Origin of the sequence: Bacillus sp. FSL W7-1034 (assembly GCF_038593365.1) — a bacterium.
Classification (GTDB): domain Bacteria; phylum Bacillota; class Bacilli; order Bacillales; family Bacillaceae; genus Bacillus; species Bacillus altitudinis.
The window spans coordinates 3,022,025-3,037,463 of the sequence record NZ_CP151989.1 but is presented as its reverse complement, the minus strand read 5'-3'; the positions used below and the strand labels follow the sequence as shown (position 1 = coordinate 3,037,463).

The 15,439-nt window shown below is 42.5% G+C and carries 12 protein-coding genes; all 12 read left to right on the top strand.

Translation table 11 applies throughout. From position 1 onward, the window contains the following. Nucleotides 1–107: 107 nt before the first annotated feature. The 12 genes from uxaC to NST73_RS15695 all read left to right on the top strand — a co-directional run bounded on the left by uxaC (nucleotide 108) and on the right by NST73_RS15695 (nucleotide 15,372). Nucleotides 108–1,544: a glucuronate isomerase gene (uxaC, locus tag NST73_RS15750; protein WP_144679184.1), complete on the top strand. Its 1,437-nt coding sequence runs from the start codon at nucleotides 108–110 to the stop codon at nucleotides 1,542–1,544. Between the two features lie 67 nt (nucleotides 1,545–1,611). Beyond that, nucleotides 1,612–2,622 (top strand): LacI family DNA-binding transcriptional regulator, encoded by a 1,011-nt coding sequence (locus NST73_RS15745; protein ID WP_017359253.1) that lies wholly within the window; start codon nucleotides 1,612–1,614, stop codon nucleotides 2,620–2,622. Nucleotides 2,623–2,680: 58 nt separating this feature from the next. Then, nucleotides 2,681–4,132, top strand: coding sequence for a tagaturonate reductase (locus NST73_RS15740; RefSeq protein ID WP_342499204.1), 1,452 nt, complete (start codon nucleotides 2,681–2,683; stop codon nucleotides 4,130–4,132). Further along, the gene (locus NST73_RS15735; protein ID WP_008347107.1) at nucleotides 4,129–5,622 is read left to right on the top strand and encodes an altronate dehydratase family protein; all 1,494 of its coding nucleotides are present in this window, start codon (nucleotides 4,129–4,131) and stop codon (nucleotides 5,620–5,622) included. The genes NST73_RS15740 and NST73_RS15735 overlap by 4 nt, the downstream gene beginning before the upstream one ends. A gap of 20 nt (nucleotides 5,623–5,642) precedes the next feature. Continuing rightward, the gene (locus NST73_RS15730; RefSeq protein ID WP_144679186.1) at nucleotides 5,643–7,034 is read left to right on the top strand and encodes a glycoside hydrolase family 28 protein; all 1,392 of its coding nucleotides are present in this window, start codon (nucleotides 5,643–5,645) and stop codon (nucleotides 7,032–7,034) included. Nucleotides 7,035–7,205: 171 nt separating this feature from the next. Further along, entirely contained in the window at nucleotides 7,206–8,156 is a 951-nt protein-coding gene (locus tag NST73_RS15725; RefSeq protein WP_144679187.1) for an ABC transporter substrate-binding protein, read from the top strand. After that, on the top strand, nucleotides 8,122–9,180 hold the full coding sequence (locus NST73_RS15720; RefSeq protein WP_045034578.1) for an iron ABC transporter permease: 1,059 nt from the start codon (nucleotides 8,122–8,124) through the stop codon (nucleotides 9,178–9,180). Before NST73_RS15725 ends, NST73_RS15720 begins: the two co-directional genes overlap by 35 nt. After that, nucleotides 9,177–10,463, top strand: a complete 1,287-nt coding sequence (locus NST73_RS15715; protein WP_144679188.1) for a heme ABC transporter ATP-binding protein — start codon at nucleotides 9,177–9,179, stop codon at nucleotides 10,461–10,463. Before NST73_RS15720 ends, NST73_RS15715 begins: the two co-directional genes overlap by 4 nt. 179 nt (nucleotides 10,464–10,642) lie before the next feature. Then, nucleotides 10,643–11,545: a 4-hydroxy-tetrahydrodipicolinate synthase gene (gene dapA, locus NST73_RS15710; protein ID WP_144679189.1), complete on the top strand. Its 903-nt coding sequence runs from the start codon at nucleotides 10,643–10,645 to the stop codon at nucleotides 11,543–11,545. Between the two features lie 4 nt (nucleotides 11,546–11,549). Next, nucleotides 11,550–12,722, top strand: coding sequence for an iron-containing alcohol dehydrogenase (locus NST73_RS15705; protein ID WP_007500283.1), 1,173 nt, complete (start codon nucleotides 11,550–11,552; stop codon nucleotides 12,720–12,722). A 71-nt stretch (nucleotides 12,723–12,793) separates the two neighbouring features. Continuing rightward, complete coding sequence (locus NST73_RS15700; RefSeq protein WP_144679190.1) at nucleotides 12,794–14,197, top strand: sodium:solute symporter family protein; 1,404 nt, start codon at nucleotides 12,794–12,796, stop codon at nucleotides 14,195–14,197. Beyond that, nucleotides 14,197–15,372: an exo-alpha-sialidase gene (locus tag NST73_RS15695; protein WP_008347099.1), complete on the top strand. Its 1,176-nt coding sequence runs from the start codon at nucleotides 14,197–14,199 to the stop codon at nucleotides 15,370–15,372. Before NST73_RS15700 ends, NST73_RS15695 begins: the two co-directional genes overlap by 1 nt. Nucleotides 15,373–15,439: the final 67 nt, after the last annotated feature.

Sequence of the window (15,439 nt, the reverse complement as noted above, 5' to 3'; positions counted from 1 at the left end):
ATCGTTTTTTCTTGTTTTAGGATTGAAATCGATTTTGTAAACGATTACAATAAAATTGTTAACGTGAACAAATTGATTTTCATCATTATAAGAGATGGGGGAGTTTGATGAAAGCCTTTTTAGATGAGCAGTTTTTATTAAACAGTCAAACGGCGGAAAAGCTATACCATGAGTTTGCAAAGAACCTTCCGATTATTGATTACCATTGTCATTTAAGTCCAAAAGAAATCTATGAAAATAAAACGTTCCAAAATATAACCGAAGCATGGCTTTACGGAGATCATTACAAATGGCGCGCCATGAGAGCAAATGGGATACCTGAAACACATATCACAGGAGATGCCTCAGATTATGAGAAATTTTTAGCATGGGCGAAAACCGTTCCGATGACGATTGGAAATCCTCTCTATCACTGGACCCACCTAGAGCTAAGACGATATTTTGATGTCGAAGAACTGTTGAATGAAGAAAGCGCAGACATCATCTGGAAAAAAGTAAATGAAAAGTTGCAAGGAGACGGATTTGGTGCGAGAGATTTCATTGTGAAATCAAATGTTGAAACGGTTGTGACGACAGACGATCCGGTTGATTCGTTGATTTATCACCAACAACTGCGGGAAGAAGGCTTTTCTGTGCAAGTACTGCCAGGGTTTCGGCCAGATAAGGCATTAGATATCACAAATGATTTGTTTATCGAGTATGTTCATCAGCTGGCGGAGGTTTCATCTATCCAGATCGAATCCTATCAAGACTTCATAAAAGCACTTCATATGCGAATCGATTTCTTTCATGAACAGGGCTGTTTGATTTCAGATCATGCCATCAATGAAATGACGTACGAAGACACGACGGAAGAAGAAGCTACGATCATTTTTCATAAAAGAATGTCTGGACATCCATTGACGGAAAAGGAGAAGATTCAATTTAAAACGCACACATTCATTGAACTCGGTCAGGCATATGCTCAGCGGGGATGGGCGATGCAGCTTCATATCAATGCGCTCAGAAACAACAATTCCAAAATGTTTGAGCGGCTTGGACCAGATACCGGATATGATGCAATGAATGATGAAGACATTGCAAAACCTCTTTGCCGCGTATTAGATCGGTTAGAACAAGCACATGCATTGCCAAAAACCATCCTCTATTCCTTGAATCCAAGGGACAATGTGGTGATTTCAACGATAGCTGGAAGTTTTCAAGATGGAAAGACTCCTGGGAAAATGCAGCATGGAACAGCCTGGTGGTTTAATGATACAAAGCAGGGAATGACAGAGCAGATGATGGCACTTTCCAGTATCGGACTGATCAGCCGATTTATTGGGATGCTGACAGATTCACGAAGCTTCCTGTCGTACACAAGACATGAATATTTCCGTAGACTGTTATGTGACATCATTGGAGATTGGGTGGAAAAAGGTGAAGCGCCTAATGATCTCAATTTGCTAGGGGGAATGGTAAAAGGAATCAGCTATGAAAATGCAAAGCAGTATTTTCAATTTGAACGGGCAAATGAGCTTCCGCATAAAAGCAAGATGATATGAACAAAAAGCAGGAATATGAAAGCGTTTTTATGATAAGATGATAAAAAATCATAAAAGGCGGAATAGCATGACAGTCACAATCAAAGATATAGCAAAATTGGCAAACGTTTCTCATACCACAGTATCAAGGGCTTTGAATAATAGTCCTTTTATTAAAGAGAAAACAAAACAAAACATCTTGTCGATTGCAAAACAGCTGAATTATTCACCGAATGTCCATGCCAGAGGCCTTGTCTCGCAAAAATCATTTACAATTGGTCTGTTTTTTACGAGTTTAACAGAAGGCACATCCTCAAGTTTCTTTGTTGATGCATTAAAAGGCGTCAACAGTGTGATAACAGAAAACTATCATTTGGTTGTAAGAGGAATTGACGATTTTCACGATTACACAACCATTCATAAACAGCGGTATGATGGTATTTTGCTCATGAGTCAAAGCGAGCATGATGAAGCGTTTATCCATCATGTGAAAAAGCAGGGCATTCCCATTATTGTACTGAATCGCCGTGTAGAAAGTAATCAAGTGATGAATATATTAGCAGATGATGGTGAAGGTGCATACCAAGCTGCACACTATTTCATTCAGCAAGGGCATAAACAAATTGCCATTATTGAAGGGAAAGAAGGGTTTAAATCCACACAGGAAAGAAAAGCTGGTTTTTTGCAAGCGCTCATTGACCATCATGTACCCATGAAGAAAGAATACATGATCACAGGCGACTATCATATGAAGAGCGGCTATGAATCAATGGAAGCCTTACTCACTCTTGATGATCCGCCAACTGCCCTTTTTTGCTCAAACGATGACATGGCGATTGGTGCGATGAATGCATTGTTTGCAAAAGGTAAAAGGTGTCCTGATGATCTCTCTATTATCGGTTTTGATGATATTTCATTTTCATCTTATACAACGCCTGCCCTCACAACAGTCAAAAAGCCAATTGAAAAAATGTGTGCGCTTGGAGCAGAAGCCATTCTTTCAGTCATCAACGGTGAAAAACAAGAAGACGATCATCTGGAAAAAGTGTATGTCCACACAGAGCTGATGATTAGAGATTCAGTAAAAAAGGTGCAGTAATCAGCATCTTTTAAATAAAAATGTTCACGTGTGCAAAAAATGCGGGGAGGAAAAGCGTTTGAGACGATTATCCAAAGATGTGTACCCAGTGGCTGAATATCCTGAAACCATTCTCCAAATTGGCGAAGGGAACTTTATGCGGGGATTTATGAATTGGCAGATCCAGAAGCTAAACGACTGTACAGATTTTAAAGGAAGAGCAGTGGTTGTTCCTCCTCGAAAAGGATCAGTGACCGCTCTAAATGAACAAGATGGTTTGTACACTTTATGTATTCAAGGATTTCATGACCAAAAAGAAATGAACGAACGGATCGTCATTCAATCCATCAGCAGGGGAATCAGCACATATACAGATTATGAAGCCTTTTTACATGTAGCGGAAAGTCCTGATGTGCGCTTTGTCTTTTCTAATACAACAGAGGCAGGACTTGTGTTAAGAAAAGAGGACCGATTAGAAGATCGGCCGCAAGCAAGTTTTCCAGGAAAGCTGACAGCCTTCTTGTATCACCGCTTCAAAACTTTTTCTGGAGATGAGAAAAAGGGCTTGATCATTTTACCTTGTGAATTGATTGAACAAAACGGTGATCGATTAAGAGAATATGTGATCACAATGGCAACTGAGTGGAATCTTCCGCCTGATTTTGTGGCTTGGGTGAAGGAAGCCAACACATTCTGTAATACGTTAGTTGATCGGATTGTCCCAGGCTTTTCTCAGGAAGCAGCGGAGACTGTTCAAAAAGAAGAGGGGTATATCGATGAATTGCTTGTCACGGCAGAATATTATCACCTGTTTGTCATTGAAGCACCTTCGTTTGTTCAAAAAGAGCTTCCTTTTCAAGAAGCAGGGTTAAACGTACTTTTTGTGGAAGATATCGCTCCCTATCGTATGAGCAAGGTTCGCATTTTAAACGGTGCACATACAGCGATGGTGCCGATTGCATATTCGTGTGGCTTGGACACTGTCAAAAAAGCGGTGGATGATGAGCATGTTGGTGTGTTCATTCGCCGCATGCTTGAGGAGGAAGTGTTGCCAAGTTTGCCACTTCCTGAAGAAGAGCTGCTTCTTTATACACAATCCGTTTGGGATCGATTCTGCAACCCTTTTGTCAAACATCAATTACTCGATATTGCCTTAAATGGTGTATCTAAATTTCGGGCACGTATTCTCCCGTCTCTTCTAGATTATATAGAGCTAAAAAAACAGTTGCCTACGAAGCTTATGTTCTCACTGAGCAGTTTGATTTATTTTTATCAAGTCCATGCAGATCAAATAAAGGATGATGAGTCTGTGATGACATTCATGAAGGAAGCATGGGAGGAAGTGGACCATTCCTATGAATTAATGGTCGATCAACTTCTTTCAAACGAAGTTTTATGGGGGATGGATTTGACGAGGATCGCAGGGCTGAAGGATGCAGTAGCCGAGCAGCTCACCTGCATACATGAAAATGGCATGAGAGCTGCTGTTCACCAAATACTTCAATATGAAAGTCAGGGGGAGAAGGCATGAGAGACTTTGTTGTGATTCATCCTTCAGATAATGTTGGCATCGCTTTAAAAGTGCTTGAGCAAGGCGAAGAGCTTCAGCACCAAGGTCATACAATCATTTTAAAAGAAACCGTTGCTAAAGGTCATAAATTTGCATTGGCTGAGATCAAAGAAAAAGAGAATATCATCAAATATGGCTACCCCATCGGTCATGCATCCACTGCGATTTCGACTGGAGAATGGGTGCATACGCACAATATCAAAACGAATCTATCAGGTAAGCTCGATTACGAATACCGACCTTCTTTAACAGAAAACCCCTATGAAAAAACGAATCTGACATTCAAAGGGTATAAAAGAAAAAATGGCGCAAGTGGTATACGAAATGAGCTTTGGATTGTCCCAACAGTTGGGTGTGTCAATGGCATTGCCGATCAAATCATTCAAATATTTACCGCTGAAATGGGGGGAAGCATTCATCCTTTTGAAACGGCGTTAGTATTAAAACACAATTATGGATGCTCACAACTTGGGGATGATCATGAAAACACAAAAACAATACTTCAAAATGCCGTAAAACACCCAAATGCTGGAGGGGTTCTCGTTCTAGGGCTTGGCTGTGAAAACAATGATATTGAGGATTTTAAAGCTACATTAGGGGAGTATGACCAGACGAGGGTGAAATTTTTAAGAAGCCAAGAAGTAGGGGATGAGATTGAGACGGGTGTCGCTTTGCTCAAGGAAATTTATGACGCAGCGAAAGAAGATCAGCGTGAAGACATTCCGTTATCTGAGCTGAAAATTGGCTTGAAATGCGGAGGATCAGATGGGTTTTCAGGCATTACCGCAAATCCACTTTTAGGTAGACTGTCCGATTTCATTGTGGCTCAAGGAGGGACCACCGTCTTAACAGAAGTACCGGAAATGTTCGGGGCTGAAACGATCTTAATGGAGAGAGCGGAATCAAAAGCGACATTCGACAATATTGTGCAGATGATCAATGATTTTAAACAATACTTTATGGATCATCGACAGCCAGTATATGAAAATCCTTCCCCGGGAAATAAAGCAGGAGGAATTTCGACATTAGAAGATAAATCTCTCGGCTGCACACAAAAAGCGGGTACTTCCGTTATAAAGGATGTTTTAACATACGGGGAGCTGCTAAAACGAAAAGGATTGAATTTATTAAGTGCGCCCGGGAATGATTTGGTTGCTTCATCTGCTCTCGCAGCGTCTGGCTGTCAGCTCGTCCTCTTTACAACAGGCAGAGGCACACCGTTTGGCACATTTGTTCCAACGATGAAGGTATCGACCAATACCGCTTTATATGAAACAAAAAAACATTGGATCGACTTTAATGCGGGGGAATTGCTTGAAGATGTACCAGAAGATGTGGTGCTAGAGAAATTCATTGCCACGGTGATTGATGTGGCGAGTGGAAAGCTGTTAAATCATGAAAAAAACAATTTTAGAGAGCTGGCCATTTTTAAAACAGGTGTTACACTTTAAGACGTCTGGGGGATGAGGAAATGTCTAAAAAACGGAATTTGATGTATGTGACAGCAGGAACAGTACTAACAGGAATTGGACTCGCACGTTTAGCAAAGCAAGGGAAAAAAGACAAAGAAACAAATGGCATAGATCAGGTGTTAAAGCAGATAAAAGCACCAAAGTTCCCAGATCGTGAATTCAATGTCATTCATTATGGTGCAGATAACAAAGGGATAGAGCTTTCGACAAATGCTATTCAGTCTGCCATCGATGATGCACATCGTTTGAAAGGAGGGCGTGTGCTGATTCCTGAAGGGACATTTTTGACAGGCGCTCTAGAATTGAAAAGCAATGTAGAGCTTCATCTTCATGAAAACGCCTATGTGACCTTCAGCCAAGATACACGTGATTATCTCCCGCTTGTTCTAACAAGATATGAAGGAATTGAGCTTTATAATTATTCACCACTTATTTATGCCCATCATGCAGAAAACATCGCGATTACAGGAGCAGGCACGCTGGACGGGAGGGGGGATGAACACCACTGGTGGCCTTGGAAGTATGGAACAAATGGTCAACCCTCTCAAGATCGGGATCGTCAGCTTCTTTTTGAAATGGCTGAAAAAAGAATACCAGTGGAAGAAAGAGTGTTTGGCGAAGGCCATTATTTAAGATCAAGCTTTATCCAGCCATACAATTGCCAAAACATTCTCATTGAAGGAGTAACAGTAAAGGATTCACCGATGTGGCAAGTCCATCCTGTGTTAAGTGAAAACGTCATCGTCCGTGGGGTGAATATCATCGGTCATGGCCCAAATACAGATGGTGTGAATCCAGAGTCGTGCCGACATGTGCTTATTGAAGATTGTTATTTTGATAATGGCGATGATTGTATTGCCATTAAATCGGGCAGAAATGAGGACGGCCGGAGAATCGGTGTTCCATCTGAAAACATCGTCATTCGTAGAAATACGATGCGTGATGGTCATGGCGGAGTAACGATCGGGAGTGAAATCTCTGGAGGCGTCAAGTATGTATATGCAGAGGATAATGTCATGGACAGTCCGAACCTCGACAGGGCATTGCGCATTAAGACCAACTCTGTCAGGGGCGGTACCATTGAACACATCTATTTTAAAAACAATCTAGTGAAAAGCTTAAAGCATGAGGTGGTCTGTATCGACATGATGTATGAGGAAGGGGATGCCGGTCGGCATAGGCCTGTAGTCCGTCATATTGAAGTAGAAGGGTTAAAAAGCAGCGGGGGACGATATGGCGTGAAGATCGCCGCATACTCACATTCCCCGGTCACACACTTTAAAATGAAAGACTGTGTCATTGACGATGTCACGTACCCTCTTTCATTGGAACATGCAGTATCTCCTTCATTTCAGAAAGTTGTCATTAATGGTGAACATATCAACCAATAGCGGAAGTGAAAACAGCCACGTCAAAGGCTGTTTTTCTTTTATAAGGACAGACAAGACGTATTCGGAATCACATATACAACCTATCTGCACTGTAGTATAATATTCCCGAAATTAGAAAAGAATTGACGAAAGAGATGACGTCAAGCAGTACATAAAGCAGGGGGTTTATTGATGAAGAAGTTAACTGGTATTTGGCTATCATTATTACTTGTGATCGGTGTTTTAGCAGGGTGTGCAGGTGCGGAAACGGACCAAAAAACAAACAGTTCAAAGCCTAAAGAGACAGCGGCTGCGGCATTTCCTGTATCCATCAAAGATGCAGCTGGTAAAACCGTTGAAATCAAAGAACAGCCTAAACGAATTGTTTCGTTAATTCCAAGTAATACAGAGGTTGCCTATGCCCTTGGTCTTGGAGATAAAATCGTTGGTAGATCAGACTTTGACAACTATCCAAAGGAAGTAGAAAAGGTGGAGAAGATTGGCGGTCTTGATTTCAATGTAGAGAAGGTTATTTCCTTAAAACCTGATCTTGTCTTAGCACATGTATCACAAATGAGTTCAAAAGACGGATTTAAACAGCTTGAAGATGCAGGTATTCAAGTGCTGACTGTTAATGATGCAGCTTCCTTCAAAGATGTGTATAAGTCTATTAATATGATTGGTGAAGCAGCTGGCGTAAAAAAGGCATCAACGAAGCTTGTAGACGAGATGAAATCAAAACTGAATGACATCAAAAAACAAGCAGAATCCATCTCCAAAGACAAACAAAAAACAGTTTTTGTCGAAGTATCAGGTGCGCCTGAAATTTATACAACAGGTAAACAAACGTTTATGGACGAAATGTTGTCTGTCATTCATGCAAAAAATGCTGCTGGCGACCAAACAGGCTGGGTGCAAATGACGGAAGAATCAATTATTAAACGAAATCCTGATGCCATCGTTACGATTGATGGCGCAAGTTTAGCTGATCTGAAAAAAAGAGACGGCTGGAAGGCGATCAAAGCAGTCAAAGAAAAACAAGTCTTTCAATTGAATACGGATCTGGCATCAAGACCGGGACCGCGATTGGTTGAAGGAGTGGAGGCTCTTGCGAAAAGCATCTATCCTGACACGTTCAAATAAAATCATCATCGCATACACAGCAAGTGTCTTACTTCTTGTGGTGAGCATTGGAATGGGAATCTCATTTGGCAGTTTAGGGATTCCCATTCCTTCTATACTTCGGATTTTTGTTCATGAAGTATTTGGAATTCAGGCCGGAACCATTGATGCGATTGACCGCAATATTATGATGAATATCCGGCTGCCGAGAGTGATATTAGCGGCGTTAGTCGGAGCAGCTCTGGCGTTATCTGGTGCAGCCTTTCAAGGTTTATTAAAAAATCCCCTCGCTGACCCTTATACACTTGGGGTATCTCAAGGGGCATCTGTGGGGGCTGTAGCCACATTGTTTTTCAGTTTGCAGTTTCCTTTGCTTGGCAGTTTTACACTGCCTTTTTTGAGTATGACAACAGCGCTTGTCACACTATGTCTCGTCCTCTTTTTTGCCCGTATGGTTCACCGAGGAATGAGCATTTCTTCTTTAATTTTGACGGGGGTCATCTTTAGCTCTTTTTTAGGAGCCCTCATTTCATTAATGATTGCGTTAACAGGTGATGATTTAAAAGAGATTATTCATTGGCTTCTAGGCAGTGTGTCTATGAGAGGCTGGCGATATATTGCTCTTTTCCTTCCTTTTTTCCTCATTGGTACATTTGCATTGATCTTGATGGGAAGAGATTTAAATGTGATGACATATGGCGAAGAAAAGGCAAAACTGTTAGGGGTTCATGTGAAACGGAGCAAATATGTGGTGCTGCTTGCTGGTTCGATTCTGACTGGAAGTGCGGTGGCTGTGTCAGGAACGATCGGATTTGTAGGATTGGTGATTCCACATTTTATCCGTCTTTTATCCATTACGGATCATCGTCATTTGCTGCCTTTGTCGATGCTGAATGGTGCTTCTTTTCTCGTTTTAGCAGATGTGCTCTCCCGTACGATCATTGAACCGACTGAATTGCCTATTGGCATCATTACGGCGTTAATTGGTGCTCCTGTCTTTGGCATCATCCTCATCCGCAGATATAGAGGAGGGACGCATCTATGATTCAAGTGAAGGAAGTTAGAGGAGGATATGGTGTAAAAGAGGTCATTCACGGCGTGAGTTTTGAAGTGGAGCGAGGGGAATTCCTCGGCATCCTTGGTCCAAATGGGAGCGGTAAGACGACGCTACTTAAAATGATCGCAGGTATTTTAGCACCTGAGAGCGGCCAAGTAACACTAAGTGGCCATCCAGTTCAATCCTACCGGCCAAAGTCACTTGCGCAAAAATTGGCGGTTCTTCCCCAGAAGACCGATCAAGCCTTTTCATTTACAGTGGAAGAAACGGTCCAGTTTGGGCGTTATCCTTATCAGAAAGGATGGCTACAATCTGTTACAAAAGAAGATATCGAGATTGTCAGCAAGGTGATGGACCAAACAGATATTGCTCAATTTAAGGATCAATCCATCCATGAGTTAAGCGGTGGAGAACAGCAGCGGGTTTACTTAGCTCAAGCGCTGGCTCAGTGCCCTGACTATTTATTGCTGGATGAACCAACCAGTTTTCTTGATTTAGCTTATCAAAAAGAGTTACTCGATTTGATTAAACAAGAGACCACTTCCTCTAACTTAACGGTGATCGGTGTGTTTCATGATGTGAACATTGCCAGTTTGTATTGTGACCGCCTGCTTTTGCTGAATGAAGGAAAGACGGACATGCTGGGAGAACCGCATCATGTGTTGACCACCGAACGGGTGAACCGGGTGTATGAAACAGATGTAACACCTCTCCAACATCCACTGCGGGCAAACCCTCAGCTGGTAATTGAACCTGCGTCCATCTCTGAACATTCAAGGCTGAACTTAGCGAATGGGTGGAAAACATATGGCGCAAACGGAATGACATTTTCTACTCATCAGCCATTGCGCATCCTTTCATCACATGAGAAAAGCGGGGGTTTCTTTTGGACACGGTCCCTTGGAACGGGAACTGAAGCACTCCATGACATGCTGGATGATGAGGAAGGGAATTTATTTCTTGGTCAATCTGATGGGCCGAAGCAATACGCCGCTGAAGATGATGATGAAGATGTCCTTCTTTATGGGATGCATCAAGAAGGAGAGCTGTCCGTTTGGCTTGTGCTGAAAGGAACGATATCAGATGGTGCGTCTGTCCAGCTAATGGGCGAGCTGATGCACTTCATTAAACAAGAGACAAGTATCCAGGTACATCATCTTTGTATCGCTGCTGCCAATGCAGAAGAAAAGGAGCATACTGCTCATTTACATGAAAGAGTCAGACTGAAAGTGAAGCATCTTCTTCATACATTGAATGCCATGAAAAAGTGAACCGGTTGGTTCACTTTTTTTGTTGAAAACATCAACATCTACTTATGTCACCCACTGAATATTTGAAAAAAACGAAAAAGATGTTGCTAAATAAATCATATTGCTTTTATAATAAGAATCATGAAAGCGTTTTAATAATTAGTTGTTTAAAAATGCAACAACTAGAAGGGGAGGATCATTTGAACATTCAGGGAATCATTCCAGCTGTTTTGACACCGCTTACAGAAGAAGAGCATTTTCATCCAGAAGTGACAAAGCAACTTATTGATCATTTAATCGACTCAGGTGTGCACGGCATCTTTGCTTTAGGGACAAACGGCGAATTTCATTTGTTTTCAGAGGAAGAAAAGCTTCAAATTGCTGAAACTGTTGTAAAGGCTGCGGGCGGCAGGGTGCCTGTATACATGGGAGCAGGTGAGAATAGCACTGAGGCAACCATTAAGCTGTCAAACAAGTTCGCAGATTTAGGCGTAGATGTCTTGTCGGTTATCACCCCTTATTTTGTTGCGCCATCACAAGAGGAGCTGTATGAGCATTTTCGTCATATTTCAGAAAATGTGACCATCCCCATTTTACTTTATAACATTCCATCAAGAACAGGTGTGTCACTTGCGCCAGAGACGGTTGCAAGGCTCAGCGTCCTACCGAATGTGTTAGGTATTAAAGACAGTAGTGGAGATATTGCCAATATCAAAGCGTATCTCGATGTCACAAAGGATGAAGAGTTTGTCGTGCTTGCAGGAACGGATTCCCTCATTTTAGAGACATTGAAGCTAGGCGGAACAGGTGCAGTGGCGGCAACGGCAAATGTGCTTCCCAAAACCGTCGTTGGCATTTATGAATCGTTTCAGCAAGGAAATCTTGACCAAAGTGAGCAATGTCAGCAGCAGCTGCAGCCGTTAAGAGCGACATTCACATTAGGAACGTTACCAGCACCTTTGAAAAAAGCAGCTGAACTTTCAGGGATTCCTGTAGGTCCGCCAAAAAGCCCGGTCAAAGCATTATCCGACGAGGCTTTAGAAGCTGTGGTGAACATGATGGAGAATTATCGGATACAAGCAAAAGCAGCAAAGGAGTCGTGAAGAGATGACAATATCACATTATCACTTTCAAACGGCATCACACATTGTTTCTGGCGCCCACTCTCTAGAGCTCCTTGGGGAGAAACTAGAGCTATTAGGACTTAGCAAGTTGAGATCGATTTTTATTTTAACGCAGCCATCCATCGTGTCTCTTGGTTACGCTGATCAAATCAAAACAGAACTTGCGAAAAAAGGGATTGCGAGTGAGATCAGCACAGAGATTAAGCCTGAACCAACGGAAGAAAATATCGAGGACGTATTCCAGACATTTTTAAAAGGGGAGCATGAAGCCATTATTGGGATTGGTGGCGGGAGTGTGCTGGATGCGGCCAAAATATTAGCTGTTCTAAAGACGAATGATCAGCCAATTTCTGATCTCGTTGGCACGAACCTTGTTAAAAAAAGAGGAGTTCCAACGATTCTCATTCCAACAACCTCAGGTACGGGATCAGAAGTGACACCAAACGCGATTGTTACCTTTCCGGAAAAAGAATTAAAAATTGGCATGGTCAGCCCATACCTTTTGCCTGATCTTGTGATCTTAGATCCCGCACTGACACTCAAATTGCCAAAAGCCATTACCGCAGCTACAGGGATGGATGCGTTTACGCATGCGCTTGAATCGTATATTTCAAATAAAGCCAATCCATTTAGTGATATGTTTGCACTCGAATCGATGAGGCTCATTTCAGGAAGTATTCAGGAGGCCTATCATCACGGGGATAACATGACAGCAAGGGAGGATATGCTGGTTGGTGCCATGTATGGCGGGATGGCGCTCACAAGTGCCGGAACCGCTGCTGTTCATGCAATGGCTTATCCGTTAGGGGGGAAATACAAGATTTCACACGGTGTCGCTAATTCCATGCTGCTTCCTCATGTTACGGCGTTTAATGCAGACCATATCAAAGATCGTCTTGAAGATATTGCTAGAGTGATAGGGATCGAAGAGAAAGGATCAAAGCATACGCTTGCAGAGCAAGTGATTCGTCAAATTGAAGAGTGGACAGCGGATTTACACATTCCTCAACAACTCAAAGCCTTCGGTGTGTCAAAAGAAGATGTGCCGGCACTTGCTGAAGCTGCTTCGGAGGTGAAGAGATTAATGGATAACAACCCGAAGCCGATGTCTGTCTCTGATATTGAACAGGTCTATATGAAACTGCTCCACGTTTAACACTTCATACGTCACTGGGATGGGACATAAGAAGTTGCTTCATACGGCTTGCACACAAAGGGGGATTTTAAGTGAATGTCTTAAGCAGTTCTGTCATCACATTTATTTTAATCGTCATTATTCTCTATATTCTGTTTACGACCTGGCTGACGATGCGTTTCCGCAGTAAGTCTAACTCAGAATTTAACAATGCCGCTAAGTCACTTCCAGCTATTGTGGTCGGTATTTTGTTAATGAGTGAATTCATTGGAACGAAGTCAACTGTCGGAACAGCTGAATCTGCTTTTACACACGGGCTTTCCGCTTCATGGTCTGTTATCACAGTTGCTATTGCCTTTTTTATTTTTTCCTTTTTCTTAGTGGGAAAGTTTTATCGAACAGGACAATACACGATTTCAGGTATTATTGATCAAAAATTTGGAAAATCAACAAAGCTTGTTGTCTCTGTCATTATGATTGCAGCCCTGCTCTTAGTGAATCTAGGAAACTATTTAAGTGGTTCAGCTGCCATTGCATCTATTCTTGGCCTTCCTTTAATGACCTGTGCCATCATCACGGCGGTTGTGAGTACATTTTATTTTACTTTCGGAGGAATGAAGGGGGTTGCATGGGTCACGATCCTTCATTCAATTGTGAAGTATGCGGGGATTTTAATTACACTAGGGGTAGCCCTTTATTTAACAAAAGGCTTTGAGCCAATGAAACAAACATTACCCGACCATTTCTTTACATGGGATGGGACCATCGGTTGGGGAACGATTGGAGCTTGGTTTATAGGAAATATGGGGGCCATTTTTGCGACGCAGTTTATCATTCAAGCGATCACCTCGTCGAAAAGTGAGCGAGAAGCGAAAAAATCGACCCTGTATGCAGCACTCCTTTGTTTGCCGCTTGCCATTGCGATCGGGATCATCGGTATCTCAGCCCGTTATTTGTATCCAGACATTGACCCTATTTATGCTTTCCCTGTCTTTTTACAGCATATGAATCCGATTTTGAGCGCTATTGTGGCAACGTCGCTTGTCGCATCCATTTTTGTTGGTGTCTCGACGGTTGCACTTGCTACAACCACGTTGATTATTGATGACTTTTATGTACCGAAAAAGAAACCATCACCAGAGCAGCGTATGAAGGTGACTCGGTATGTAGCTGTCATGGTTGGGATTGTGCCGCTTGTGGGGGTCGCACTTGCACCAGAGTTGCTGTCACTTTCCTTTTTTACACGAGCACTTCGAACATCGATTGCAGTTGTAGCAGCAATGGGCTTTTACTTGCCATACTTTAATTCAAATAGAGGAGCAACCATTGGTCTTGCCGCTTCAGGCATCGCCACGACGGTGTGGTATTTACTCGATAATCCATTTGGAATCGATAATATGTATGTGGCCATTATCATTCCTTTCCTAGTTCTGGTGATGGATCGATGGATCAGCCCGCCAGCTAAAAAGGATCAATCACTGAAAGGAGAATTATGATGACAAATGAAGACATCATGATCAAAATAGATGGAAAATTGCGACAAAATGAACAAGACGCAGCAAGAAAAGAAGCCTTTCTACCAACAGATTGCGTGCAAAACCATGCGGCTAATCTCATCGAGCTGGATAATGGAGATTTGCTGTGTGTATGGTTTGGCGGTACGCAAGAAGGAATTCCTGATATCTCTATCTATATGTCAAGGCTCAAGCAAGGAAGTAATCAATGGACGAAGGCTGTGAAGCTGTCTGATGATTCTACACGATCTGAACAAAATCCAGTTCTTTTTCAAGAGAAAGATGGCAGGCTGTGGCTGCTTTATACAGCACAACTTTCTGGCAATCAAGATACAGCTCTTGTGAGATATCGTTTATCGGAGGATAGAGGAGAGACTTGGGGAGAGATTGGTACTTTATTTGATCAGCCGGGGACGTTTATACGACAGCCTATTGTTGTATTGGATAATGATGATTGGCTCCTTCCGGTGTTCTATTGTAAAACGATTCCTGGCGTAAAATGGACAGGAAACCGTGATGTCAGTGCTGTGAAGATTTCCTCAGATCAAGGGAAGACCTGGGAAGAGGTCACTGTGCCAAACAGTACTGGCTGTGTTCATATGAATATCGGAAAATGTGCGGATGGTTCCCTGCTTGCCCTCTTTAGAAGCCGGTTTGCTGATTCGATTTATATGAGCCGTTCAGTGGATCATGGACGGACATGGTCTGAGCCAAGAGCAACAGAGCTGCCAAACAATAACTCATCCATTCAATTTACGGTGCTCCATAATGGTCATCTTGCCCTCGTTTATAACCATATCAATGCGGATGATCAAACAGAAAGAAGAGCGTCCTTGTATGATGAGATTGAGGATGAAGGCGATACACGAACGGCTGTTGATACAGAGGCGCGTCCAGCCTTTTGGGGAACACCGCGTGCGCCAATGACACTTGCCATCTCGACGGATGACGGTGCGACATGGCCCGTCAGACGTAACCTTGAAATTGGCGATGGATATGCCATGACAAACAACTCAAAGGACAAATTGAATCGAGAGTATTCCTATCCATCCATCACAGAAGGAAAAGATGGTAGTCTGCACATTGCGTTTACTTTTTACCGGCAGGCCATCAAGTATGTGTGTGTGAAAGAAGAATGGACTCATCACACGTCTTAACCGCAAGGGATCAGTGTTTCCGTGAATTGTAACCCTCATTTTCTTCATTTATAATTGATGTTTGGAG

What these genes read in the sequence shown, in the direction of transcription:
- uxaC (WP_144679184.1), top strand. Translation starts at nt 108, where the DNA reads ATGAAAGCCTTTTTAGATGAGCAGTTTTTATTAAACAGTCAAACGGCG.
- NST73_RS15745 (WP_017359253.1), top strand. Translation starts at nt 1,612, where the DNA reads ATGACAGTCACAATCAAAGATATAGCAAAATTGGCAAACGTTTCTCAT.
- NST73_RS15735 (WP_008347107.1), top strand. Translation starts at nt 4,129, where the DNA reads ATGAGAGACTTTGTTGTGATTCATCCTTCAGATAATGTTGGCATCGCT.
- NST73_RS15730 (WP_144679186.1), top strand. Translation starts at nt 5,643, where the DNA reads ATGTCTAAAAAACGGAATTTGATGTATGTGACAGCAGGAACAGTACTA.
- NST73_RS15725 (WP_144679187.1), top strand. Translation starts at nt 7,206, where the DNA reads ATGAAGAAGTTAACTGGTATTTGGCTATCATTATTACTTGTGATCGGT.
- NST73_RS15715 (WP_144679188.1), top strand. Translation starts at nt 9,177, where the DNA reads ATGATTCAAGTGAAGGAAGTTAGAGGAGGATATGGTGTAAAAGAGGTC.
- NST73_RS15705 (WP_007500283.1), top strand. Translation starts at nt 11,550, where the DNA reads ATGACAATATCACATTATCACTTTCAAACGGCATCACACATTGTTTCT.
- NST73_RS15695 (WP_008347099.1), top strand. Translation starts at nt 14,197, where the DNA reads ATGACAAATGAAGACATCATGATCAAAATAGATGGAAAATTGCGACAA.